Annotated in this window: 27 protein-coding genes; 6 read left to right on the top strand and 21 right to left on the bottom strand. The window is 35.1% G+C overall.

Going from position 1 to position 23,197, the window contains the following annotated elements; translation table 11 throughout:
• Positions 1-47: 47 nt before the first annotated feature.
• The 5 genes from JJQ98_RS00755 to JJQ98_RS00735 are packed head-to-tail and all read right to left on the bottom strand — an operon-like array spanning position 48 to position 3,524.
• Positions 48-920: a sulfate/molybdate ABC transporter ATP-binding protein gene (locus JJQ98_RS00755; RefSeq protein WP_151104991.1), complete on the bottom strand. Its 873-nt coding sequence runs from the start codon at positions 918-920 to the stop codon at positions 48-50.
• Positions 921-1,580: a molybdate ABC transporter permease subunit gene (gene modB, locus JJQ98_RS00750; RefSeq protein ID WP_005021533.1), complete on the bottom strand. Its 660-nt coding sequence runs from the start codon at positions 1,578-1,580 to the stop codon at positions 921-923.
• Positions 1,580-1,975 (bottom strand): molybdate ABC transporter, encoded by a 396-nt coding sequence (locus tag JJQ98_RS00745; RefSeq protein ID WP_247596635.1) that lies wholly within the window; start codon positions 1,973-1,975, stop codon positions 1,580-1,582. The genes modB and JJQ98_RS00745 overlap by 1 nt, the downstream gene beginning before the upstream one ends.
• A complete protein-coding gene (modA, locus tag JJQ98_RS00740; RefSeq protein WP_151104990.1) occupies positions 1,968-2,723 on the bottom strand; it encodes a molybdate ABC transporter substrate-binding protein in 756 nt (251 codons plus the stop codon). The genes JJQ98_RS00745 and modA overlap by 8 nt, the downstream gene beginning before the upstream one ends.
• A 12-nt stretch (positions 2,724-2,735) precedes the next feature.
• The gene (locus JJQ98_RS00735; RefSeq protein ID WP_151104989.1) at positions 2,736-3,524 is read right to left on the bottom strand and encodes a TOBE domain-containing protein; all 789 of its coding nucleotides are present in this window, start codon (positions 3,522-3,524) and stop codon (positions 2,736-2,738) included.
• 170 nt (positions 3,525-3,694) lie between these two features.
• Between JJQ98_RS00735 and JJQ98_RS00730 the strand changes: the two genes are divergently transcribed.
• Genes JJQ98_RS00730 through leuB form a run of 3 tightly spaced genes read left to right on the top strand, consistent with a single transcriptional unit; the run spans position 3,695 to position 5,471 of the window.
• Positions 3,695-3,913: a hypothetical protein gene (locus JJQ98_RS00730; RefSeq protein ID WP_005021538.1), complete on the top strand. Its 219-nt coding sequence runs from the start codon at positions 3,695-3,697 to the stop codon at positions 3,911-3,913.
• A gap of 9 nt (positions 3,914-3,922) precedes the next feature.
• Positions 3,923-4,423 (top strand): 3-isopropylmalate dehydratase small subunit, encoded by a 501-nt coding sequence (locus JJQ98_RS00725; RefSeq protein ID WP_005021539.1) that lies wholly within the window; start codon positions 3,923-3,925, stop codon positions 4,421-4,423.
• Positions 4,410-5,471, top strand: coding sequence for a 3-isopropylmalate dehydrogenase (leuB, locus tag JJQ98_RS00720; protein ID WP_179853526.1), 1,062 nt, complete (start codon positions 4,410-4,412; stop codon positions 5,469-5,471). Before JJQ98_RS00725 ends, leuB begins: the two co-directional genes overlap by 14 nt.
• Positions 5,472-5,474: 3 nt before the next feature.
• Here leuB and JJQ98_RS00715 read toward each other — a convergent pair whose 3' ends face one another.
• From JJQ98_RS00715 to hisA, 13 genes are all read right to left on the bottom strand, one after another.
• On the bottom strand, positions 5,475-6,041 hold the full coding sequence (locus tag JJQ98_RS00715; RefSeq protein ID WP_151104988.1) for a thiamine phosphate synthase: 567 nt from the start codon (positions 6,039-6,041) through the stop codon (positions 5,475-5,477).
• A complete protein-coding gene (locus tag JJQ98_RS00710) occupies positions 6,025-6,705 on the bottom strand; it encodes a F0F1 ATP synthase subunit A (RefSeq protein WP_005021543.1) in 681 nt (226 codons plus the stop codon). The genes JJQ98_RS00715 and JJQ98_RS00710 overlap by 17 nt, the downstream gene beginning before the upstream one ends.
• Positions 6,706-6,767: 62 nt before the next feature.
• On the bottom strand, positions 6,768-7,244 hold the full coding sequence (locus JJQ98_RS00705; protein WP_005021544.1) for an RDD family protein: 477 nt from the start codon (positions 7,242-7,244) through the stop codon (positions 6,768-6,770).
• An 8-nt stretch (positions 7,245-7,252) separates the two neighbouring features.
• Positions 7,253-7,864, bottom strand: a complete 612-nt coding sequence (pyrE, locus tag JJQ98_RS00700; RefSeq protein WP_104745735.1) for an orotate phosphoribosyltransferase — start codon at positions 7,862-7,864, stop codon at positions 7,253-7,255.
• Between the two features lie 11 nt (positions 7,865-7,875).
• Positions 7,876-8,436 carry a ribosome recycling factor gene (gene frr, locus JJQ98_RS00695; RefSeq protein WP_054195186.1) on the bottom strand — a complete coding sequence of 187 codons (561 nt, stop codon included), beginning with the start codon at positions 8,434-8,436 and terminating at the stop codon, positions 7,876-7,878.
• Positions 8,437-8,446: 10 nt separating this feature from the next.
• Positions 8,447-8,791, bottom strand: a complete 345-nt coding sequence (gene secG, locus JJQ98_RS00690) for a preprotein translocase subunit SecG (RefSeq protein ID WP_151104987.1) — start codon at positions 8,789-8,791, stop codon at positions 8,447-8,449.
• Between the two features lie 67 nt (positions 8,792-8,858).
• Positions 8,859-10,400 (bottom strand): 2-isopropylmalate synthase, encoded by a 1,542-nt coding sequence (locus JJQ98_RS00685; protein ID WP_005021548.1) that lies wholly within the window; start codon positions 10,398-10,400, stop codon positions 8,859-8,861.
• A 129-nt stretch (positions 10,401-10,529) separates the two neighbouring features.
• Complete coding sequence (gene pssA, locus JJQ98_RS00680) at positions 10,530-11,264, bottom strand: CDP-diacylglycerol--serine O-phosphatidyltransferase (RefSeq protein ID WP_005021549.1); 735 nt, start codon at positions 11,262-11,264, stop codon at positions 10,530-10,532.
• Positions 11,264-11,866, bottom strand: coding sequence for a phosphatidylserine decarboxylase (locus JJQ98_RS00675; RefSeq protein ID WP_151104986.1), 603 nt, complete (start codon positions 11,864-11,866; stop codon positions 11,264-11,266). Before JJQ98_RS00675 ends, pssA begins: the two co-directional genes overlap by 1 nt.
• A gap of 10 nt (positions 11,867-11,876) precedes the next feature.
• Positions 11,877-13,805 (bottom strand): ATP-dependent zinc metalloprotease FtsH, encoded by a 1,929-nt coding sequence (ftsH, locus tag JJQ98_RS00670; protein ID WP_005021552.1) that lies wholly within the window; start codon positions 13,803-13,805, stop codon positions 11,877-11,879.
• 8 nt (positions 13,806-13,813) lie between these two features.
• Entirely contained in the window at positions 13,814-14,641 is an 828-nt protein-coding gene (locus JJQ98_RS00665) for a 50S ribosomal protein L11 methyltransferase (protein ID WP_151104985.1), read from the bottom strand.
• A gap of 2 nt (positions 14,642-14,643) precedes the next feature.
• The gene (locus JJQ98_RS00660; RefSeq protein ID WP_005021554.1) at positions 14,644-15,018 is read right to left on the bottom strand and encodes a chemotaxis response regulator CheY; all 375 of its coding nucleotides are present in this window, start codon (positions 15,016-15,018) and stop codon (positions 14,644-14,646) included.
• A 107-nt stretch (positions 15,019-15,125) separates the two neighbouring features.
• Complete coding sequence (gene hisA, locus JJQ98_RS00655) at positions 15,126-15,833, bottom strand: 1-(5-phosphoribosyl)-5-[(5-phosphoribosylamino)methylideneamino]imidazole-4-carboxamide isomerase (protein WP_151104984.1); 708 nt, start codon at positions 15,831-15,833, stop codon at positions 15,126-15,128.
• A gap of 195 nt (positions 15,834-16,028) precedes the next feature.
• Between hisA and JJQ98_RS00650 the strand changes: the two genes are divergently transcribed.
• Positions 16,029-19,322, top strand: coding sequence for an autotransporter family protein (locus JJQ98_RS00650; RefSeq protein WP_247596634.1), 3,294 nt, complete (start codon positions 16,029-16,031; stop codon positions 19,320-19,322).
• Between the two features lie 11 nt (positions 19,323-19,333).
• Here the strand turns inward: JJQ98_RS00650 and hisH are convergent, their stop codons facing one another.
• From hisH to JJQ98_RS00635, 3 genes are read right to left on the bottom strand one after another with little or no spacing between them, the layout of a single operon-like run.
• Entirely contained in the window at positions 19,334-19,942 is a 609-nt protein-coding gene (gene hisH / locus JJQ98_RS00645; protein WP_060662880.1) for an imidazole glycerol phosphate synthase subunit HisH, read from the bottom strand.
• Positions 19,943-19,946: 4 nt separating this feature from the next.
• A complete protein-coding gene (locus tag JJQ98_RS00640) occupies positions 19,947-20,852 on the bottom strand; it encodes a PDC sensor domain-containing protein (RefSeq protein WP_005021565.1) in 906 nt (301 codons plus the stop codon).
• Positions 20,853-20,873: 21 nt separating this feature from the next.
• The gene (locus JJQ98_RS00635) at positions 20,874-21,695 is read right to left on the bottom strand and encodes a 3'-5' exonuclease (protein WP_005021569.1); all 822 of its coding nucleotides are present in this window, start codon (positions 21,693-21,695) and stop codon (positions 20,874-20,876) included.
• 72 nt (positions 21,696-21,767) lie between these two features.
• On the opposite strand from JJQ98_RS00635, the gene JJQ98_RS00630 reads away from it, so the two are divergent.
• Together JJQ98_RS00630 and JJQ98_RS00625 are read left to right on the top strand one after the other, a co-directional pair.
• Entirely contained in the window at positions 21,768-22,547 is a 780-nt protein-coding gene (locus JJQ98_RS00630) for a pyridoxine 5'-phosphate synthase (protein ID WP_151104983.1), read from the top strand.
• A 146-nt stretch (positions 22,548-22,693) separates the two neighbouring features.
• Positions 22,694-23,146, top strand: coding sequence for an HNH endonuclease family protein (locus JJQ98_RS00625; protein ID WP_054197945.1), 453 nt, complete (start codon positions 22,694-22,696; stop codon positions 23,144-23,146).
• The last annotated feature ends 51 nt before the right edge of the window (positions 23,147-23,197 follow it).

The raw sequence follows: 23,197 nt of genomic DNA, 5'->3' as shown, positions 1-23,197 counted from the left end.
TTTTATACCACCCAATTGATTAGCACCGCTTAACTTAAACTAAAAACTTATAATTTCACAATAATAGGATTCCACGCTTTGGAGCTTACAAGCACCAAATCACCGACTTTCAAATTCTCCCCTTCACTTTTAGAAACCACGACTTCTATGCTCCAATTCCCCACCAAAACACGCACAATAGCCACCAAACCATTCATAGAGATTTCCACTATTGTCCCACTTTGACGAAATTTGCCACTAGGCAAATCTTTCAAAAAAACTTCACTAGGCGTTCCTTGTTTATCTACCACCCCATTATTCAAATGCAAAACATATTGCGAAAGATAAAATACATCGGCTAAATTGTGACTTACAAAAAAAGTTGTTAATTCAAACTTTTGATGAATCTTCAAAAGCTCTTCTTGCAATCTTTGGGACATAGAAGCATCCAACGCAGAAAAAGGCTCATCTAAAAGCAAAATCTTAGGATTCCGCACCAACGCCCTTATCAAAGCCACTCTTTGTTGTTGCCCACCACTCAACATACTTGGCTTAACTTTCCTAAAGTTTTGCAATTCTACAATCTCAAGCAATTCCTCTATATGCTTCTTATCCCCTCTTTTTGGCAAAGCACAGAGAAGATTCTCTTCAATGCTCATATTAGGAAAAAGTGCATAATCTTGAAATACAAAACCAATCTCCCTTTTTTGAGGGGGGATATTAATTTTATCTTTGGAGCTAAACCAAATAGAATCTTGCACTTTGATAATTCCAAAATCAGGCGTAGTAAGCCCAGCTAAAATCCTAAGAATTGTTGTTTTGCCTGCACCACTTTTGCCAAAAAGCGTAATTAGCTCACGCATTTTTAAACTACATTGCACTTTTAACAACACTTCACCTTGAGTGCTATAAAGCTTTTTTTGAAAATCCAGATAAATCATTTAAGCAGACTTTTTGTTAAGATAAAAAGTTAAAAGCAAAATACAAAAAGTAATGATAAAAAGGATTAAGGCGTATTGATGCGCTAATGCGTAATTCAAAGATTCTACCTCATCATAAATCGCAATACTTGCCACCCTTGTTTCTCCTGCGATATTTCCGCCAATCATCATCACTACTCCAAACTCACCAATAGTATGTGCAAAAGCCATAATAATTCCTATTAAAACAGAATGTTTGATATTTGGCAGCAAAATACGCCATAAAATCTCCAAAGGACCTTTGCCCAAAGTTAAAGCCGCTTCAAAAATAGATTTTGGAATGCTCCTAAAACCAGCTTGAATCGGATTTACCATAAATGGCAAACTAAAAATTACTGAAGCAACAATCAACCCCTCAAAACTAAAAACAAGTTTAAGTCCAAAAGTCTCTAGCAAAAACTTGCCAAATATATTTTGTGGGCTAAAAGCAATCAACAAATAAAATCCCAAAACACTCGGTGGCAACACCAAAGGCATAGAAACAATTGTCTCCAAAAACGGTACAATTTTGCTTTTACTAAACGCCAAAAAATAACCCAAGGGTATGGCAATTAATAAAAGCAAAAAAGTAGTCAAAATAGAAACTTTGAAAGTTAGAAGCATTGTCTGAACAAAATCCATCAACCCACTCCTAGCAACATAATTTCATTTTCTGAAATATGCCAAAACACTTCACTGCCAACTTTTAAAGCGTTTTGATTAATAAAATCCAAACTTACAAGTGCACTGATATTTCCATTTTTTGCCAAATGAGATTCTAAGATGATGCGCGCAAAAAGCTCATCTTCTTGTATTTCTACAATCTTAGAACAAAAGGAATTTCCCACCCCTTCTATCCTAAGTGCAACCAATACATTTGTCTCTTTGAAGCACAATTCTAGATTCTGCCCTATAAACTCCAAACTCAACTCTTCTACCAGCAAAACCGAAATAGTCTCATCTCCTATTTCTATGGTTAATCGAGAAATTCCATTATAGGATTGAATTTGCTTCAAGATTCCTACAAAATTATTCAACACTATAACCAAATTGAATAAATTTTTCTTTGCCTTTTTGACCCAAAATATAGTCTTTAAACTCTTGAGCAAGTTTAGAATCTTTGCCATAGTTTGTGATAATAAGAGCTTGTTCAATAGGCTTATAAAGCTTCTCATCAATTGCAACAAAACTCATTGTTGGCGTATCAATACCATTTTTACCCAACATTGATAAAGCAGTAAAACCAACTTCAGCATTTTTGGATTCTACATAGGTAGTTGCCCCTCCAATGCTTTCACCTATTACAAATTTCTCTTGAACTTTTTCTAACATCTTTGTAGCTTCCAAAGCTTCAATACTTGCACGACCATAAGGGGCGACTTTTGGATTTGGGATTGAAATATGTTGAATCTTTGGATTTAAAATATCTTTAAAATCTGTAACTTTAAAATCCGCATTATTACTCCACAATACAAGTTTGCCTTTTGCATAAATCTCTTCTTTTTGTGGTGCAAGTTTATCTGCATAAAGCTTTGCAGGATAGCTTACATCAGCAGCGACAAATAAATGCACTGGTGCGCCATTTTTGATTTGCGCATAAGCTTTGCCACTAGAAATATATGAAATTTCAATCTCATCATTTTTGCGATCTTTTAAAAAATCATTTTTAATTTCCTCTAAAACATATTTTAAAGACGCCGCCCCTAAAACACGAATTTGTTCTGCATAAACACTTGAAGTAAATCCAACAAGGCAAAAAACCAAAAAAATAACTTTATGTAACATTTTATTCTTCTTTTATATTCCCAAAATTACATCATTTGCTTTAAAACCAAACCACACTTTCTGCCCAACTTCCAAAGCAAGATTGTTTTTAGAATCTTCTGTAATCACTGCCCCAAATTCAATCTCGCCACTTTGGATAGTAATCCCGCAATTTACTGCACCATCAGAAATCGCCCTGATTTCTCCACACATACAATTTTGCAGAGAATTCTCAGAAGGTTTTTGCGTAAAAATAACAATCCAACTTGCTTTTACCAAAGCATAAACCTGCATCCCCAATGCTAAACCCATTTCTTTTAGGGATTGCAAAGTAATAATGCTAACAATTTGCAAATCTTGACTTATCTGCAAAGTTACCTCTGCATTAACCTTCCCTTCTTTAATAGCAACTATCTCACCTAATAACTGATTTCTAGCACTTGTCTTTAGTATAAATTGCCTCCCAAAAATTGTATTTTTTGTTACATTATCCCATTCTTTTAAATCCACTTCAAAAAGTTTGAGAAGCCTTTCTTGTATTTCTTCCATTTCTCGAAAAATTTTAATAGCTTCCCTGCCTTTTTCTGTGATTTGAGTGCCTCCCCCTCCTTTCCCTCCTGTCGCCCTAAGCACCAAAGGTTGTTGAGATATTTTATTCATCATATCAATGCTATCCCATGCTGCTTTATAGCTCATTTTCATCTCTCTTGCAGCTTTAGCAATAGAGCCACTCTCTGCGATTCTCTCCAAAAGCTCTACTTTTCCATGCCCTAAGAAATTTTTATTATTTTCCTTAATCCAAATACGACCTTGCACTTCCATCAATCAAGCATCCTACAATCATTAAATTTCTACTAAAAGCAATCTTTTGTCTCGTATTATATTTTAATATATTACGATTGTCAATAATAGAAATATTTTCAAGTTTTAAGCTAGCTTTGTTATAATTTTTATAACATTTTTAAAATCTTAAAATTTAAGGAATTCCAAAAATGACTATCATTAATCAAGAAAATGGGGAGATTCTTGTGCAAAATGTCAAAGTTTCTTCGCTAGAAACACTTTTTTTGAGTATTGAACACGCTCTTAAAACCAATGAGATTGAGCCACAAAGAATCTTTTTTAAAAACATTCCACAAGAAGCCAAAAAGAAACTCTTATCAAAAGATTGGTATTGGAATGGCTCAAAACTAGAAATTTATCAAGATTAAGGAGCAAAAATGCAAGGAAAAGCTTGGAAATTTGGAGATAATATTGATACAGATTTGATTATTGCTGCGCGTTATTTAAACACTAGTGATGAAAAATTTCTCGCCTCACATTTAATGGAAGATGCAAGGGCAAACTTCACACAAGAAATCTCCAAAGGAGATATTATTGTAGCTGGAGAAAATTTTGGTTGTGGTTCAAGTAGGGAACATGCACCAGTTGCCATAAAAGCAGCTGGAATTGCAGCGGTAATTGCAAAAAGCTATGCTAGAATCTTTTATCGCAATGCTTTTAACACGGGATTACCGATTTTAGAAATCAAAGAAACCGATTTAATTAACGAAGGTGATGTTTTAGAAATTGATTTAAAAGCCGGAATCATTCACAACCAAACACAAAAAACACAATATCACTTCACGCCTATCCCGCCTTTTATGCTTGAACTTCTTGAATGCGGGGGATTAATCCCTTATGCAAAAACCCAAAAAGGAAACCAAAATGAAAAATTATAAAATTGCCGTTATCAAAGGCGATGGAATCGGTCCTGAAATCATCAATGAAGCCGTCAAGGTTTTAAAAGTAGTTGGAGAAAAATTTAGTTTTAGACTAGATTTTGAGGATTACTTAATGGGCGGAATCGCTTATGATCTAACCGGCAATCCTTTACCCAACGAAACAATTGAAGGCTGCCTAAAGGCAGATGCGACACTCTTTGGTGCTATTGGGGGAGAAAAATGGGACAATCTCCCTAGGGATTTGCGTCCAGAAAGTGGATTATTGCGTCTTAGAAAATCTTTGGAGGTTTTTGCAAATCTCCGCCCTGCAAAAGTTTATGATGAACTCATTGAAGCAAGCACATTAAAGCCCGAAATTGTAAGCGGAGTGGATATTTTAGTCGTGCGTGAATTAATCGGCGGAATCTATTTTGGCACACCCAAAGGACGCGACAAAGAACGCGGTTTTAATACTATGGTTTATAGCGTCAGCGAAGTAGAGAGAATCGCACATACTGCATTCAAAGCTGCTCAAAAACGCAATAAAAAAGTTTGTTCGGTGGATAAGGCAAATGTGCTTGATGTTAGTCAATTATGGCGTGAAGTGGTAAGTGAAGTGGCAAAAGAATATCCCGATGTGGAACTAAGCCATATGTATGTAGATAATGCTGCTATGCAACTTATTCGCTACCCCAAACAATTTGATGTAATTTTAACGGGGAATCTTTTTGGGGATATTTTGAGCGATGAGGCAAGTATGCTTAGTGGCTCTATTGGTTTATTGCCATCAGCTTCTATTGGTGGCAAAGCAGCAGTATATGAACCAATCCATGGAAGTGCTCCAGATATTGCGGGAATGGGAATTGCAAACCCTATTGCAACCATTGCAAGTGCTAGTATGCTTTTGCGTTACTCACTAGGGGAAATTGACGCTGCAAACGCCATTGATAATGCCATAGAAACCACACTCAAAAAGGGCTATCGCACAAAAGATATTGCAAACTTTGGAGCAAAAGAAATTTGCTCCACAGAACAAATGGGAAGTATTATTGCTCAAAACATCTAAATCTTAAGAAAGAAAATAACGAATTGAGGCAAAATTTTTGATAGAAGTTTTAGAAATTGCCTCAACTTCTTTTGCCCCAATGATCCCTCCAAGTGCAAAAATTTCTGCTTGATAATTTTTTGGATTCAACTTCTCCAAAAAATCAATTCCCAAAGGCTGTCCTTTATTTCGTGTTTTAAAAATCGGACTAATAGTTATGCCATTTGCACCCTCTAAATCAGCTTGCAAAATTTCCTCAGAACTATGCGCACTATAAAACACCAAAGGAATCTTTTTCTTTGCTTCTGCAATTTGTTGCATTTGCATACCATTGCAATGCAAACCATCAAAACCAAATTTCAATGCGATTGCCAAATTAGAATTCACCAAACTTGGAATCTTGCAGTATTGATTAAGCTTCAAAAAAACTTCAAGTAGGCTTGGATTAAAAACATTCTGTTTATCACGATAGCAGGCAAAATCAATTTGATGAGAATCCAAAATCCTTTGATAAAAATTCTGAAATTCTCTAGGAGAGGTTGGATAAAGTTTTGAATCGGTAATGAGGTAAGCTTTAATGTGCTTCCTCACTAGCCAAAACTGCACCCGCTAAAAAAACATAAGTCAAAATCATAAAAATAAAAGCTTGTAAAAATGCCATAAAAGTCAAGATTAAAAATGCAGGAAGAGGAGCAACCCAAGGAGCAAGCATAAGCATAACAAGCAAAAACATATCATCACCCTTAATATTTCCAAAAAGACGGAAAGAGAGTGAAACTACACGCGAACAATGAGAAATAATTTCGATAGGGAACATCAAAGGCGCCAAAGCCTTAACCGGTCCTGCAAAATGTGCAAAATATTTGACAACACCAAAGGTGCGGATTCCTTCAAAATTATAATATACAAATACTACCAATGCCAAAGTAAGAGTGAAACTAAGACTTGAAGAAGGCGCTTCAAAGCCCGGAATAATACCAATTGCATTTGCCAAAAAAACAAAAAAAGCAAGTGTTGCGGTAAGTGGCAAGTATTGACGTGCTTTTTCTTCTCCAATTACATCTTTTGCCATAAAAATAACCCCACCCAAAAATGCTTCAAAAACATTTTGCACTGCACCTGGCACAACTTGCATTTTTGAAGTGGCAAGTTTGGCTAAAATAACTGCAATAATAGCCACCAAAATAACATGAAATGCGATAATAAAATCATGGTCATGGCTAATTAACCCTGCAAATGTAAAAATAGAATTCATAAACTAACTCCCCATATTTTTATAAAGTCTATAATTATGCCAAAACTAATTTTAATAAAAAATTAACCTTTTTTATAAACTGAAGTTTTAAGAATTAAATCATGCAATGCTTTTTTATCTTTTCTCCACAAAGGCATTAAAAGTCCCACGAGAGTAAAACCTGAAAACAAAAATAGAAAAAACCGCAGCAAAGAAAAGAAAAATCCAATGGGCTGATTCTCATTACGCCTAACCCACAAATCATAAGCTTTCTTGCCCGGAGTCTGCCCTTTTGTCGCCATCAATAAAGCAACAATAACTCCATAAATCAAAACAGCAATCAAAGGTCCCCATTGAGATTCCCTAAAACCTTGAGCACTACCAATAACAACATAAGTAAGAAAATACAAAAGTGGCAAATAAATCATAAAAGTATCAATCACTTGTGCTTTGCCTCTTTCCCAAAAAGTAGCAAGAATCTCGGTTTTATTTGTGAGATTAGATTCTATGGAAGTTTTGGAGAAACCCTGCTTTTTTAACTTTCTCCATTGTTTTGACATTAAAAACTCTAATTACCGCGACTTCCGGGCTTAATGGCAACACTGCCTTGTTTGCATAATGGACAATTTTCTGGCGTATAAGTCTCAAATACAAAATCCTCTAAGGCAAAAAGTGGAAGATTGCAATCCAACTTGCATTCTGTTGCATCAAAAGAATTTGGGCTTTTATAGCGATTGCAGATTCCACGATTTGCAAGGGCTGCATAAGCTACGACTTTTGCACCAAGCTTTTGGACTTCTTTAGCTGCTTCCATTGCAGAACCGCCTGTGGTGATAATATCTTCACAAACAAGTATTTTTTCACCCTCACTTACCTCAAATCCTCTACGCAAAGTCATTGCGCCATTGACGCGTTCAGTAAAGATAAATCTCACTCCAAGTGCCCTTGCAAGCTCATATCCAGCCAATATTCCACCAAGTGCTGGAGAACAAACACAATCAATTTGCACTCCACAATCACGAATAATCTCTGCTAATGCCCTTGCCAATTCTTCTGCTATTTTTGGATTTTCAAGAACTTTTGCAGATTGCAAATAAAAGGGCGAATGCTTTCCACTACTAAGCAAAAAATGCCCTTCTAAAAGAGCGTTTGCATTTTTATAAATTTGCATAATATCCATGATGATTCCTTTTAGATTTTAAGCAATTCCTCTTCTTTGTGCTTTACAAGCTCATCAATCTTTTTCACCGCATTATCAGTAAATTTCTGAATCTCATCTTGTGCTTTTTTGGATTCATCTTCGCTAATAGTTTTATCTTTTTCAAGTTTTTTAACTTTATCATTTGAATCTTTGCGAATATTTCTAATAGCGATTTTTGCCTTTTCTCCAATATTTTTTGCCTCTTTGGCAATTTCTTTGCGTTGCTCACTTGTCATAGGTGGGAAAAAAAGCTTGATAGCCTCACCATCATTATTAGGATTCACACCAATATTAGCTTCTTGTATAGCCCTTTCAATCTCTTTTAAAAGATTCTTTTCCCAAGGAGTAATCACAATCGTGCTTGCATCTTGCGCAATCACAGAACCTACTTGATTAAGAGGTGTTGGGGTATCATAATAATCGATACGAATATGGTCCAAAATAGCCACAGAAACCTTACCGCTTCTTAATGTCCCAAACTCTTTTTTCATTGCCTCAATGCTCTTATTCATTGTCTCTTGTGTGTGATTATAAATTTCTTGCAAACTCATCATTTTCCTTCTATTTGGTTTGTGCTGGAGCAGCTGGAGCTATAGGTGCAGCAGGGGTAGTAGGAACTACTGGGGCAGGATTTGTCTGTGTGGCTGGTATCTCTACATTATCCACGATAGATTTCTGAGAATCTTTTGTATAAAAATAACCAAGTGCAATAGTATTTACCACAAACAAAAATCCAAGCACAAAAGTCGTTTTTGCCAAAAATCCTGCGGGTCCTTTTGCACCAAAGAGACTTTCATTGCTTCCACTATATGCCCCAAGCCCGATGCTTGAACTTTTTTGTAATAACACCACAATAGTAATGATAATTGCCAAAACAAATTGCACGACTAATAAAATCCCACTCATACTTCTACCTCGCTTAAAAATTCTGAAATTCTAACAAAATCTAACTAATACAATGCTAAAAGCATTATTAAAAACATTTTTTTGTGGCTATTAGCTCTTTCATTGATAAATAGCTATTCAAAGCCCCAAGATACGCCATTGCTGTTGCTTGCATAGTATCAAGATGCAATCCATGCCCAATGACTGCTGACTTACCTGATTCAAACTCCACTTTTACCACCACTTTTGCCAACGCATCTTTCCCTTCGCTCACCGCTTCTACTTTATAATCTTTTAAAATCCCCTGATAGCCACTAATCCTATCAATGGTTTTCAAAATTGCATCCACACTTCCATTACCAATTGCCGCATCAACTCTTTCTAAGCCATCTTTTTGAATACAAATAGCAGCGTGTGGCACCCCACTAGAACAATCACTAATCTGCATTCTTACAAGCTCAAAAATTTGCGGAATCTTCGTGGATTGTTCTGTCAAAATTGAACGAATATCCTCATCATAAACTTCTTTTTTCTTATCGCAAAGAATCTTAAATTTCTCAAACGCACTATCTAGCTCATCTTGTGAAATTTCACCAAATCCTAAGCTTGATAATTTATCCCTAAAGGCTGCCCTACCACTATGCTTGCCAAGCACCAAACCATTATCTTGTGGGATGCCAATATCACTAGCCTTCATAATCTCATAAGTTTCAGGGTGCTTTAATACCCCATCTTGATGGATTCCACTCTCATGAGCAAAAGCATTTTTGCCCACAATAGCTTTGTTTGGTTGAGGGCGAATACCGGTAATATCTGCGACTAACTTGCTTGCAGCATAAATTTCTTGCGTTTTGATTCTTGTATCCAAATCCTTAAAAATATCTTTACGCGTTTTTAATATCATTACCACTTCTTCTAAAGCTGTATTTCCAGCACGCTCTCCAAGCCCATTGATGGTGCATTCAAGCTGTCTTGCACCATTTTGTATTCCCGCAATGGAATTTGCCACTGCCAATCCCAAATCATTATGACAATGCACCGACAAAATAGCTCTATTCCCCACGCATTCTTTCATTTCTCTAATAATATCCCCAATCTCACTTGGCAAGCGATAGCCAACAGTGTCTGGGAGATTCAATGTCTGTGCCCCTGCTTCAATAACTGCCAAAGCGATTTCTTTTAAAAAACCAATATCGCTCCTACAAGCATCTTCACAGCTAAATTCTACATCCTCACATAAACTTTTTGCAAGTTGCACAGATTCAACAGCTCGTTTGATTACTTCGCTAGGTTGCATTTTGAGCTTATATTCCATATGAATAGGACTTGTTGCAATAAAAGTGTGGATTCGTTTTAATTTTGCTTTTTCTAATGCCTTTGCAGCAGCCTCAATGTCCTTTGGCACAGCCCTCGCAAGAGAACAAATAGTGCTATCTTTGACTGCTTCAGCAATTCTTGAAATTGCTTCAAAATCTCCCGGGCTTGCCGCTGCAAAACCCGCTTCAATAATATCTACTCCCAATCTTTCTAACTGCAAAGCAAGCTTGATTTTTTCCTCTGTATTCATTGAGGCACCGGGACTTTGCTCACCATCTCTTAAAGTTGTATCAAAAATTTTTATCATTTCCATTGTTTTTATCCTTATTAAAATATTCTAATTTACAATCATTTTACAAAGAAAAAAGACTCAGAGGCAAAAATATGGAAAAAGTGAATCGGATATAAAAATAGATGCCATAATATCCCTTATGGTGCATTCTCATTTTTTCTTCTCCACTATCTTTTTCTTCAATAAATAATACAATGCTCTAATAGGACCAAATAACACATAACAAGTAATCAAAGTAACAATACTAAGAACCGGATAAGCAAAAAGAATCGCCAAAATAATCATTAGCAAAACAATTGCTCTTACAAAACTAATCTTTTCAAAATTTAATTTTTTGAAACTAGGATAGCGAATATTGCTAACCATAAGCAATGCTACAATCAAACTTCCAATCAATAAAAATTGTGAGATGGCTTTGGAATTTTCCAAATAATTTTGCAAAAATCCCATTTCAAGCAATAACCAGCTCACGACAAAAACTGCAGCAGCAGGAATGGGCAACCCTATAAATACATTAGGCTCATTTTGTGTTGTTGTAACATTAAACCTCGCAAGTCTAATTGCACCAAATACGACATAAAGCCCAGATACAATAATCCCTAGTTTCCCATACATATACCCAACATAACAAAACAAGATCATTGCAGGTGCCACACCAAAAGCTACTACATCTGCCAACGAGTCAAATTCTACTCCAAATTTGCTAGTTGTCCCTGTCAATCTTGCTACACGACCATCTAAACCATCAAAAATCAAACTCAATAGCACAAGCCAACAAGCCAAGTGGAACTTTCCCATTGTTGCATAAGAAACACTCAAGATTCCAAGATAAATACTCGCACCAGTGAAAAGATTTGGCAAAATATACAAAGGATCAATTTTCATCAACGAACATACCCAATCACGCTAGAACCCGCATAGATTCTATCATCTATTGACACTTTAATTTCTACATTAGCTGGGAGTTTAAACTTTGCCCTGCCATTTAAAAAGAATCCTATTCTTTGCCCCATTCTAAACTTTGAATCAAAAAAATACAAATAAACATTACGCAAACAAACTTTAGGATATAGCACAAGAGAGCTATCCCCACAAACACCCTTAAAATCTAAAATAATTTTTTCTCCAGTAGCTTCCTTTCCATTGTATAAACCTTGTATCCTAAGCTTCTCTTTTGCCTCCCCCTCAAAAGGCATTCTTATCATTCCACAAAAACAAATGGGCTTTTTGATTTCCAAATAAATCCCATCATGTTGATTTTCAATATTAACTATTTTGCCATCAATGGGAGCCAAAATGCTGTTTTCTGATAAATCTTGCGGGATTCTCTCTGGATTATAATAAAAATAAACAAAACAAATTAAAACCAAAAAGGCAAGAAATCCAATAAATTTCCAACCAACCAACCAACAAAAAAATAATATCACCAAAGTAATAATTATCGGCTTCCAACCTTCTTTAGCGATAATTTGTGTTGTAGTTCCCAAATTCTCTCCTTTAAGCTTCTTCTTTCTCTTCTTGAACTATCCTGCTTTCTAAATTATGCGCTTTCTCATATTCTGAGATAATTTCACGCACTTTTTCTCCATCAATATTTTCTTTCTCAAAAAGCTCTTTTACGATATTTTCAATAGCTTCTCTGTAAGTTTCTAACGATTCTTTAACCGCCTCAAAACGCTCATTGAGAATCTTTTTGATATATTCATCCATTTTTTGTGCCATTTCTTCACTATACTCTCTAGTGCTTCCAAGCCCACCATTTAAGAATACATTGCGTTGTTTTTCAAGCACCATAAGCCCTGCAACATCTGTCATTCCATAATAGCTTACCATAGCCTTAATAATATCTGTTGCTCTTTCTAAATCATTGCTAGCACCTGTCGAAATTTCTCCCAAAAATACCGCTTCAGCAGCCCTTCCACCAAGCAAAACATCTACTTCAGCCAACAATTCATGCTTTTGCATTAAATATTTGTTTTCTTCTGGTGTATTAAGCGTATAGCCAAGTGCCGCCAAACCGCGAGGGATAATAGAAACTTTGGTAACTTTTTTTGCCCCTTTTGTAATTTCTGCGATAAGTGCGTGCCCACTTTCATGATAAGCAACGATTTTTTTCTCTTTGGGCGAGATTCTGCGTGATTTCTTTTCTAATCCCGCAATCCCTCTCTCTACTGCCTCCAAAAAGTCACTTTGCTCTACTTCTTTTTTATTGTTTCTTCCTGCCAACAAAGCCGCTTCATTGACAATATTTGCCAAATCTGCACCCGCTAAACCAGCTGTTAGCTTTGCCACTTCAAACAAATCAACATTTTTTGAAAGCTTGATATTTTTAATATGCACCTTTAAAATTTCCACTCTACCTTCAAAATCCGGCTTATCCACCAAAACTTGTCTATCAAATCTACCCGGACGCAATAATGCTGGGTCCAAAACCTCTGGGCGGTTGGTTGCAGCAAGCACAATAACAGGTGATGAATCCGAACTAAATCCATCCATTTCTGCCAAAAGCTGGTTGAGCGTTTGCTCTCTCTCATCATTTCCACTTATCATTCCACCTGCTGCACGACTTTTCCCAATAGCATCAATTTCATCAATAAAAATAATACTAGGGGCATTTTTTTTGGCATTTTCAAACAAATCTCTAACGCGACTCGCACCTACACCTACAAACATTTCAATAAAACTACTTCCACTTACAGAAAAGAAAGGCACATTTGCCTCTCCAGCAACCGCCTTTGCAAGCAATGTCTTACCCGTCCCCGGAGGTCCTACTAAAAGCACCCCTTTGGGAATCTTCGCACCCAAAGCCGCGTATCTTTCTGGATTTTTTAAGAAATCCACAATTTCTACTACCTCATCTTTAGCTTCTACATTTCCAGCCATATCATCAAATTTTACATTTGGCTTTTCGGCATTCACAAGCCTTTTAGAGCTTCCAATTCCCAATATTCCATTACCCATATTTTTTTGCATACGATTTGCCAAAAACATCCAAATAGCAAAGAAAATAAAAATCGGCAACACCCAACCAAAAAGCATATCACTAAGCCAATTACTTTCACTATAACCTGTATATTCTACGCCCTTTTCATCAAGCAAAGGAATGAGAGTATTATCAGGGCTTACTCTTTGAGCATTATATACGATTTTTCCGCCCGCATTATTCGCTGTCGCTTTAATATTAGTTTGTCCGATGGCAACAAAATCAACCTCTTTATTTTCAATCAATTTTTTCATTTCATAATAATTAATTGTTTTTGTTGTGCTAGCACCACTTAACTTGCTTACTTCACCACTTGGAGACATAAAGCGAAAGATTACAATAGCGATGATAGCAAAGATTACAAACATCAACAAAGGGTTTTGATTAAAAATATTATTTGGTTTTTTATCTTGTGGATTTTGATTATTATTTTGTTTTTGCATTTTTATCCTTATATTTTTTTAAAAGTCAAAGTTACCCATTCTTCATAATTATTTTGAGTAAGTAATTCTAAGTTTTTAAACTTATCAAGAACTTTATTTGTATATTTCTCCAAAATCCCTGATAAAATTAATCTTCCCTCTTTCTTAAGATAAGAATCCAAAGGCAATGCCACGATAATATCAGCTAAAATATTTGCCACAACCACATCAAAGCTTCCTTTTTCGCTTGTAATTTTATCAATTGTGCCCAAAAATACTTTATCTAATACCACGCCATTTTTTTGCATATTGTCTTTTGTTGCGATAATAGCTACTTCATCTGTATCACAGCACCAAACATTAGCCCCACTTTTCTTAGCAGCAAGCGAGAGAATCCCACTCCCACAGCCAACATCTAGCAATCTTTTTCCCTCTAAATCTATCTTACTTAAAGCCTCTAAGCAGCCAAAAGTGCTCCCATGATGCCCACTCCCAAAAGCAAGTGCAGGATCAACAATGAGATTGATTTTATCTTTTTTGGCTTCAAACCAAGAAGGGTGTATGTAGTATTTACCGCATTCAATAGGCTGAATAGAATCTCTGTATTTGGCAATCCAATCTTGATTTTGCAAAACTTGCTTTTCAAATTCAAGGTGGATTTTCTCTCCCATAATATTTTCTAAATTGTTAGCATACTCTTGTAATTGCTCTTGAATTGCATTAATATCTTGGTAAGTGCGTATAATAAAGCTATTATCACTTTCTTCGATAGCTTCATTAGTAATTTCTAATGCTTTATTTTGCAAAAGCCATAAAAACTTATCTGCTTTAATGCTAAGGCAATTATAATATTCCATCACTAATCATTTACGCCTAATACAACTTCTAACTTTTCTTTTAAGACTTGTGGTGTAAATGGTTTTACAATATAGTTATTTACCCCTGCTTTCAATGCAGTAATAACTTCTGCTTTTCCTCCCTCTGTGGTAACCATAATAATCGGAATATCCTTAAATCTATCATCAGCACGAACTTTTTTCACCAAATCTAACCCATTCATTTCAGGCATATTCCAATCTGTAATGAGGACTTTTACATCAGGATTTGCATTCATTCTTTCCCAGCCTTCAATCCCATTTTCACCCTCTAAAATATCATTATATCCTAATCTTGCAAGAGTATTTTTTATAATCCTTCTCATAGTTGAACTATCATCAACAACGACCATCTTCAAAGCGGACTCCTTTAAATTATTAAAAATAAAAATTAAAAAAGAATTGTTACATAATAGCAAAATTTAACATAAGCTACAATAAATTTTATAGTTTTGTTGGTGCTTTTCTATCCAAAAATCCTAAAAGCCTCTTTCAAATTAATTTTATCTTCATAAAAAGCTTTACCCACAATTACACCCTCAATGTCAGAATCTTTTAATTTCTCCAAATCTTCCATGCACGATAATCCACCACTTGCAATAGTAAATTTACCACTACTTTGTGCAATTTCTTTGGTAAAATCTATATTAATCCCTCCAAGCATTCCATCATTGCTAATATCTGTGCATACGATAGCTTCTATTTTGCTATTTACAAACTCTTTTGCAAATTCTTTAGCCAAGATTCCATCTACCTTATCCCAACCTTCTGTTGCTACCCTACCTTCTTTGGCATCAATGCCTATAACAATAGGGTATTTTTGTGCCATTTCTTTTGCAAAATCTGGATTTTTCAGTGCAATAGAACCCAAAATCACACGATTTACTCCAATTTCTAAATACTCTTGTATTGTCTTTTCATCTCTAATTCCACCCCCAACTTCAATTTTAAGCTTAGAGTGCTTAGCAATCTTCTCAATTACCTCTCTATTTTTTGGCTCTCCCCTAAAAGCCCCATCTAAATCCACAATATGCAAATATTCTGCACCCATAGACCAAAAAAGCTTTGCAACCTCTAGGGGATTCTTATAATAAACTTTTGCACTCTCCATTTTGCCTTGCGTTAAACGCACAGCACAGCCACCCTTTAAATCAATTGCTGGAATAATTTGCATTTTTTACCCTTAATTAGACATTGCACCAAAAGCAATTCCAAATGAATCTACAATAAATTAATTTTTAGATTTTAGTATATACTTTTATTATTTTTTTGTCAATTTATCGATAAATAAACTCATTATTAATTTGTTTGTAAAACTTGTGTTAGTATTCATTGAATTTAAAATCACAAATTTATAAGGAATACAATTATGAATACTTCAAACATTATCATTTTAACCCTTGGTTTAACTAGCTATGTTTTTGGATATGATACAATTATCATCAATCACAACAATAAACCCATTTTCACATTAGATTTTTACACACAAGGCGAAAGTTCATCTTTTGGCGGAGAATCCCAAACTTCTTCTCACAATCTCACGCAAGCACAAAGGGCAGAAGTTTTAAGAGCAGCACAATTTTGGGCAGATATTTTAGGAGCAAACGCGACTAATTTTAATCCCATTCCTTTAAGCGTTGGCACTATTAAAGAAAAAAATGCTTCTGCCATTTCTTATGATATTTTGCATGCAAACAATTCTTCTTTATTTGCTGATATGCTTTATCATAATTTAACTTTAGAAAATGCAAAAGAAAATCTTAGCCAAATTCCCATGGACAAAGATTCACAAGGAAATCCCATTTTTCTTTCCGACCACGATTTAAAATATTTGGGACACATTAATATGGGAACACTCAATTGGTATATTGCTCCACACCCAAGCACATTGCCAACTAATGCCAACCAATACGATACCTTTAGCACCTTTACTCACGAATTATTCCATGCTTTAGGGCTTGCCTCCACCACCACAAGAGAACCTAATGATGCTTTTGCAACTTCACTCAATGCCTATACACAAAATCTAGTTGATTCAAGGGGTGTTAATGCACAAAAAGAAATGTTAATTTTAGATGACAATGCCTATCAATCTAATAAAAACATTTTTCTAGTAGATTCTGAAGTGAATATGTGGGAAGGAAATATGGGGGGTAGTTTGAGCAATGCCACAGGACATGCTTATTTTGTAGGAAACCATGTCAATGAAGTTATCCAAAATGCAGAACTTGGCTTTGATGCCTTTAATGGACTGCCTATTAGTGGTTGGGAAAATGGGGATGCGGATTTATCTCACATCGAGCTTGATAACTCTCTTATGAGCCACCAAACTTGGATTAATTACCTTTTCTTTATGGAGGCAGAACTTGCTTTGCTTCAAGACTTGGGATATGTTTTTGATAGAAAACTCTTTTATGGGGATTCTATTTATGAAAATGGAATTACTTGGGAAAGCCGTAATGGCTTTTATGATAGAGAAAACAACGCTTGGGTTGAAGGGAGTTACAACCTTTCAACTTATGGAGTGGGCTTACATATCTATGGCAGAGAAAACACCGCCACACAAAACCACAATATCCTATCTCAAGGCATTGCAGCAAGTGGTATCCGCATAGATGGGAGCAACAACACTCTAAACATTCATTCCAAAATACACGCTCTAGGGGATTATTCTAATGGAGTGCTTGTGTCTTATGGAAAAAATCACACTATTAACCACAAAGGCGAAATCAAAGCCACTGGAAAAGAAGGGATTGGAATCCATTTAAATTTTGGAGATAATGAAGCTGGGAATAGCTCTGAATATAGAGGCTCATATATGTTTGCAAATCCTAATTATGATTTGAGTGAATGGCAAGATTTTTTAGAAGCTTATCGCCTTGATGGTGCTTTGGTTAGCAATCTTAATTTGCAAAATGGTAGCTACACTGAAGGCTCTCTTGCGTCCATTTTTATTGCTAATAATGCTTTTGTGGAAAATATCAATATCCAAAATGGTGCCACAATCAAAGGCGATATTATTTCCCTTTGGAATCCAAACAACCCCCATTTGCTTGAAAATTACCAAAATCAATACTACACCACATTAAATTTTGGCAATCAATCCTTATTAACTCTTAATGACCCTATTTCTTTTGATGGAGGGATTTATGGCTATGAAAGTATCAAGCTCAATAATTATTCCACTCTAGCCCTTAGTGACAATATTCTAGTCTATGATTTATACAACAATGCCTCTTTAACCCTAAAAAATCCAAATGCACTTATAGGCATTAAAAATCATTTTGAAAACTCCACTAATGCCACTTTATATGCACCCATCAATGCACAAGGCAAACTTAACCTCCAAATAGGCAATTCTGCCTCATTAGCAGGAAATTTAAATTTCTATATGGCAAAAGATTTTTACAAAGACAAACTTACGCTCAATCCCCACGATTTATTAAGCAATGAAAATCCTATAAATATTACAGGTGATTTTGCAAATATCAACTATGATTCTAGCCTTAATGCTTCTCATACTTTAAATTTCAAATTTGACAACGCCACAAACACCCTAACCATTACTAGAAACTATGAAAAATTTGCAAAAAATGACGATTCTCGCTCCCTAGCCCTAGCATTAAAATCGCTAGCTTTAAACTCTAGTGAATCTTCTTATGTGCCTCAATTATTCCAAGAATTAGATTTCACCCAAGATACAAACCTTATTGCAAACAGCCTTGATAATCTAAATGCCAAAACCTATTTAGATTCTGCAAAAATCTCTCTTGACTTCCAAAAAAGCTTAAATGAGGATTTTATCAATGATTTTAATCACTCTTCCAATCACGAATGGATTGTGCAGGTTTCTACTTTTGGTGCCTATCAAAATACAAAAGAAAATGGAGATTTCAACGCATATAAAGGTTACAATGGAGGAATCCATACCAAACTTTCCAAAAATTTCAATGATTCATGGGATCTAGCATTCCATTTTATTTTTAACTCCAATAATTTTGATTTTGAAAACAACAGCAATTCTAAAAGCAAGGGAGGGTATTTTGGAATTACCTCCAAATATGACTTTGATTCTGTTTATCTTTTGGGTTCATTGCGTCTTGGCTATGAATACACAAATTTAGAACGCGCTTTAAACATAGGGGCATATTCCCAAAATTTTTCTTCTAGCTTCCATTCTCTCACCACTAGTGCATTAGCTGGATTAGGCAAGGACTTCACACTCACTCCCAAACTTTCTATCTCACCTTTAGTTTATGGGGAGATAAACTCTCTCCATATGCCTGATATTACAGAATCTAACGAAGGTGCAGCCTTAGAAATCAAAAGCGACAATCACTATTTCCTAGGCTCATTTGCAGGTTTAAAACTCGCTTACAACAATGATATTACAAGCCTTTATGGGCTAAAATTAACTTTACTTGGCGGCTATTATCACTTATTTACAGACAACCTCAAAATCAATGCCAAATTCAAAAACGATTCCAACCATACGCCCTTTTATGCACAAAATACACTCGACAAAAAAGATTCTTTGCAGCTAAGAGGCGATATTGGGCTTTTTTACAAAAATGGATTTTTTACAAATTTAGCCCTCCAAAGCAATACCCAAAAACACCATACAGACTTTTTTACCTCTTTAGAAGCGGGAATACGCTTCTAAAAGCCCTCATTTTATAATTTCACAAAATTTTTTAGTATTTTTAAACCCACATTGTGAGATTTTTCAGGGTGAGGCTGAATCCCAAAGATATTTTCCTTTTGCACAATGCTTACAAAATCTATGCCATAATGACTCATTCCTAGGGCATTTTTAGATTCCCCCAAATAATAACTATGCACAAAATAAAGATAAAAACTATCCTCTAACCCCTCCAACAAGGCACTATTTTTGACTTTTTTAACGAGATTCCAGCCCATATGTGGAATCTTCTCTCCCTTTTTCAAGGCTGCCTTCTCAAAATGAATAATTTCTCCCTCCAAAAGTCCAAGCCCAGAATGTTCGCCAAATTCGTAACTTTTTTGAAACAAAAGTTGCATACCAAGACAAATTCCAAGCAAAAACTTTCCACTTTTGATGAATTCCAAAATCGCTTCTTGCATTCCACTTTTTTGCAAATGCTCCATTGCATCGCCAAAAGCCCCCACTCCGGGCAATATTATTTTGTCATAATCCTTTAGTTTTGAAGGATCGCTTTCAATCTTTGCACTCTCACCCACTTTCAAAATAGCATTTTGCACGCTTGCTAAATTACCAATATTATAATCCACAATCCCAAGCATATTACTAATCTCTTTTAATTCCTATGGTAAATTTCACATACAGCGAAAGCCCCACAAGCAACAAGGTTACACCGCCTATCAAATACACCGCATAGATTAGTTTTTCAGGCTCAATAATAGTAAATTTAAACACCAACATCAAAGCTTCAATCGCTAATGCAATGACAATAGAACCCAAAAAACGTATCATTGTTTTATGCACCATTTTTGAATCTTGAGACTTTTGCCTACCCAACACCTCTTCTTCAAAAATTGCCCTTACTAAATCAAAAATTGCCAATGAGAGCGTAATAAGAATTGTCGCTTCAAAAATATCTTTAATATCCAAACTATTAAATCTTTCTAATGCCTCCCACATGCTAATTCCGCCCTTTACAAGCAGCAATCCACAAACCAAAAATAAAGCCAAAGAAATTACAAAATAAATCGCTTTTTTAAAGTTTGAAAAAAATCCAAATAATGGCATAGGACGCACCAACAAAGAAGTCTTATCCAATGGAACATCCATACACACCACATACATCAATTTACCCTTATCATTATAAAGAGGATAAGAAACCGTTACTACAAGATTCCCACTTGCCAAAGAAGGGTAAGGATCTGTTAAAATACACTTTTTTTCTTTAACAGCCCGATAAAAATACGCTCTATCGTTGTGATTTTCCCCTTTTTTGCATTCAATAGAACTATCATTACTAATCCCATCAATTGCTAAATTTCCACTAGAATCAAGCACATACAAAAGCTCAAAAATTCTTACCTCACTGCCAATTTTATGCAAACCATCAATAATTTTATTTAACTCAATATGGGGCAAATAATTTTTGATATTGCGTTGCAACAAAAAACACAAATATGCTCGTATTTCATAACGCATTTCTGCAAATTGTAAAATTTCTTTTGAAAGCATTAATTTCCTTAAAAAATATCTTTAAGATTCAATCTGTTTTGTGATTGTATCAAAAAAGATTCTATGATAAGCTTTATCTTTGGGGAGATTTTCTCTCCAAATTTCTAAGATTCCCTTATATTCTGCGACACTCAAATTCCCCTTTAAAAGCTCATAATGCAAATACACTCCATAGGTATTTAACACATCGCTTTGACAATATTCATCAATCACCTCATACTTTCCTTGATAATACAACTCCAAAACCATATCTCCATGCACATCATATTTTCCGGGCATTCCCACAAGATTTGCCACCACATCTAATTTCAATCCACGCACACTACCAAAATTACCAAGCACATCTAATAAATCTGTATGAAATCTCTCACTATATCTTTGGCGATAATTCTCCCATTTATTCTTGTTATATTGAAGATTATCCACTTCAAAATAAGCATTAGCTTGAAGCTTATACTTCATCGCCCTAAGCAAAAGCATCGGCAAATCAAATCCTCTACCATTAAAACTCACAAGCTTTGGTTGATGTTTATTAAGATAATCCAAAAAGGCTTTGATGAGGGATTCCTCTCTTTGCTCTTTGGTTTCGCCAATGGCTTTGAAATTTCCCACTTTTTTAAAATTCCCAAATTCATCACAAAACACCGCCGCAATAGACACGACTTGATGATAACAAATAGGCAAAAATTCACTTCCACTATTTTCTTTTTGAATCTCCATTGCCTTTTTGCTAATCTCCAAATCATCGCTAGAAACAAAATCACATTTTTCAAATTCCGCCCTAAAGCCCTGTTTAATAAGCTCTACATCAGGAATTGTTTCACAATCAAACACCATTACCATTTTTGCTCCACAAATATTTTTTAAAGTAATTTTAGTTAAAATCCTATCAATTTGTTATAAAAAGGGATAAAAATGTTACTTGGAGTAAATATTGACCATATCGCAACTTTAAGAGAAGCTAGAAAAATCAATGACCCAGACCCACTAGAAGCCATTTTTATTGCCAAAAGAGCCGGGGCAGACCAAATCACTCTACACCTAAGAGAAGATAGACGCCATATGAATGATGATGATATTTCTCGCATTGTAGAATCTTCATTTTTGCCCATCAATATCGAATCTTCTATCAATTCCCAAATCATTGATTTTTTACTAAAAATAGCTCCACACAGAATCACTCTTGTCCCAGAAAATCGTCAAGAAGTCACAACTGAAGGCGGATTAAATGTAGAAAAAAACCTCAAAATAATCCAAGAAATTACAAAAAAATTCCAAGACAATGGCACAGAAGTTTCGCTTTTTATTGACACAGATATTTGCCAAATCTGTGCTGCAAAAGAAACAGGTGCAAATATGATAGAACTTCACACAGGAGCTTATGCAAACCTGCATTTAATGTTATTTACAAATCTCCCAAAAATGCACAATAGCATCAAAACTTTAGAACAATCCAAAAGCCACCTAAGAGAAGCTTATGAAAATTCCTTAATAGAGCTAAAAAATGCAGCAAAAGAAGCAAAATGGCTTGGGCTAGAAGTTGCAGCAGGACATGGACTAAATTATGCCAATTTAAAGCCGATTTTAGAAATTCCAGAAATCATAGAGTTAAATATCGGACAAAGCATTGTTGCAAGAGCAATTTTCACAGGATTAGAACAAGCCATAAAGGATATGGTAGCACTTCTTAAATAACTCCTCATCTCACTCTGCCTACTCATTGCCCACACATCTATTTATCTACATCTATAATTAACATCTACTTATTGACCTATTTACTTATATTTATTGAAGATTTTATCAATAATCACAATACTTTTACTTTACCAAATGACGATGAGATGTGCAACAAACTAAAAACTTTATGGGATAATGGTGATAACAAAAGAGCGAATCTAATTTTATTTTGGATAGAGTTATTTAGGCGTTCAAAAGAACAAAATACAAGGGACATTGTGGAATTAGCAGATGTTTATAGCTTGGAGCATTTAATGCCTCAATCTTGGGAGGAAAATTGGCATCAATATGCAAATAATGACGATGAGGCAAGGAAACTCATTTATCAAATAGGCAATATGACAATTTTAAAAGGCTCATTAAACTCATCGCTCAAAAATAAGGATTGGGAAACAAAGCTAAATGGTGATGGAAAGCTAAAAAACCACATTAAGAAAAGTGCTGATTTAATTGTCAATAGGGAATTATTGGACAAGAAAGCTTGGAATAAAGATGAAATTGAAAAACGCACAAAGATTCTAAGTGATAATTTTTTGGAAATTTGGAGCATTAAATAATAATTCCAAACATTGATCTCAAGAAAAATTTTACAATTTAACAATAAAAAT

The sequence above is a fragment of the Helicobacter pullorum NCTC 12824 genome, from assembly GCF_017979475.1.
GTDB lineage: Bacteria > Campylobacterota > Campylobacteria > Campylobacterales > Helicobacteraceae > Helicobacter_D > Helicobacter_D pullorum.
Note: the sequence above shows the minus strand (reverse complement) of the source record. Positions and strands in the feature narration are given on the sequence as shown.

Excerpts from the sequence above, each read along its gene's own strand:
- JJQ98_RS00755 (WP_151104991.1), bottom strand. The coding sequence starts at position 920 with ATGATTTATCTGGATTTTCAAAAAAAGCTTTATAGCACTCAAGGTGAA.
- modB (WP_005021533.1), bottom strand. The coding sequence starts at position 1,580 with ATGGATTTTGTTCAGACAATGCTTCTAACTTTCAAAGTTTCTATTTTG.
- modA (WP_151104990.1), bottom strand. The coding sequence starts at position 2,723 with ATGTTACATAAAGTTATTTTTTTGGTTTTTTGCCTTGTTGGATTTACT.
- JJQ98_RS00735 (WP_151104989.1), bottom strand. The coding sequence starts at position 3,524 with ATGGAAGTGCAAGGTCGTATTTGGATTAAGGAAAATAATAAAAATTTC.
- JJQ98_RS00730 (WP_005021538.1), top strand. The coding sequence starts at position 3,695 with ATGACTATCATTAATCAAGAAAATGGGGAGATTCTTGTGCAAAATGTC.
- JJQ98_RS00725 (WP_005021539.1), top strand. The coding sequence starts at position 3,923 with ATGCAAGGAAAAGCTTGGAAATTTGGAGATAATATTGATACAGATTTG.
- leuB (WP_179853526.1), top strand. The coding sequence starts at position 4,410 with ATGAAAAATTATAAAATTGCCGTTATCAAAGGCGATGGAATCGGTCCT.
- JJQ98_RS00710 (WP_005021543.1), bottom strand. The coding sequence starts at position 6,705 with ATGAATTCTATTTTTACATTTGCAGGGTTAATTAGCCATGACCATGAT.
- JJQ98_RS00705 (WP_005021544.1), bottom strand. The coding sequence starts at position 7,244 with ATGTCAAAACAATGGAGAAAGTTAAAAAAGCAGGGTTTCTCCAAAACT.
- pyrE (WP_104745735.1), bottom strand. The coding sequence starts at position 7,864 with ATGGATATTATGCAAATTTATAAAAATGCAAACGCTCTTTTAGAAGGG.
- frr (WP_054195186.1), bottom strand. The coding sequence starts at position 8,436 with ATGAGTTTGCAAGAAATTTATAATCACACACAAGAGACAATGAATAAG.
- secG (WP_151104987.1), bottom strand. The coding sequence starts at position 8,791 with ATGAGTGGGATTTTATTAGTCGTGCAATTTGTTTTGGCAATTATCATT.
- JJQ98_RS00685 (WP_005021548.1), bottom strand. The coding sequence starts at position 10,400 with ATGGAAATGATAAAAATTTTTGATACAACTTTAAGAGATGGTGAGCAA.
- pssA (WP_005021549.1), bottom strand. The coding sequence starts at position 11,264 with ATGAAAATTGATCCTTTGTATATTTTGCCAAATCTTTTCACTGGTGCG.
- ftsH (WP_005021552.1), bottom strand. The coding sequence starts at position 13,805 with ATGCAAAAACAAAATAATAATCAAAATCCACAAGATAAAAAACCAAAT.
- JJQ98_RS00665 (WP_151104985.1), bottom strand. The coding sequence starts at position 14,641 with ATGGAATATTATAATTGCCTTAGCATTAAAGCAGATAAGTTTTTATGG.
- hisA (WP_151104984.1), bottom strand. The coding sequence starts at position 15,833 with ATGCAAATTATTCCAGCAATTGATTTAAAGGGTGGCTGTGCTGTGCGT.
- JJQ98_RS00650 (WP_247596634.1), top strand. The coding sequence starts at position 16,029 with ATGAATACTTCAAACATTATCATTTTAACCCTTGGTTTAACTAGCTAT.
- hisH (WP_060662880.1), bottom strand. The coding sequence starts at position 19,942 with ATGCTTGGGATTGTGGATTATAATATTGGTAATTTAGCAAGCGTGCAA.
- JJQ98_RS00640 (WP_005021565.1), bottom strand. The coding sequence starts at position 20,852 with ATGCTTTCAAAAGAAATTTTACAATTTGCAGAAATGCGTTATGAAATA.
- JJQ98_RS00635 (WP_005021569.1), bottom strand. The coding sequence starts at position 21,695 with ATGGTAATGGTGTTTGATTGTGAAACAATTCCTGATGTAGAGCTTATT.
- JJQ98_RS00630 (WP_151104983.1), top strand. The coding sequence starts at position 21,768 with ATGTTACTTGGAGTAAATATTGACCATATCGCAACTTTAAGAGAAGCT.
- JJQ98_RS00625 (WP_054197945.1), top strand. The coding sequence starts at position 22,694 with ATGTGCAACAAACTAAAAACTTTATGGGATAATGGTGATAACAAAAGA.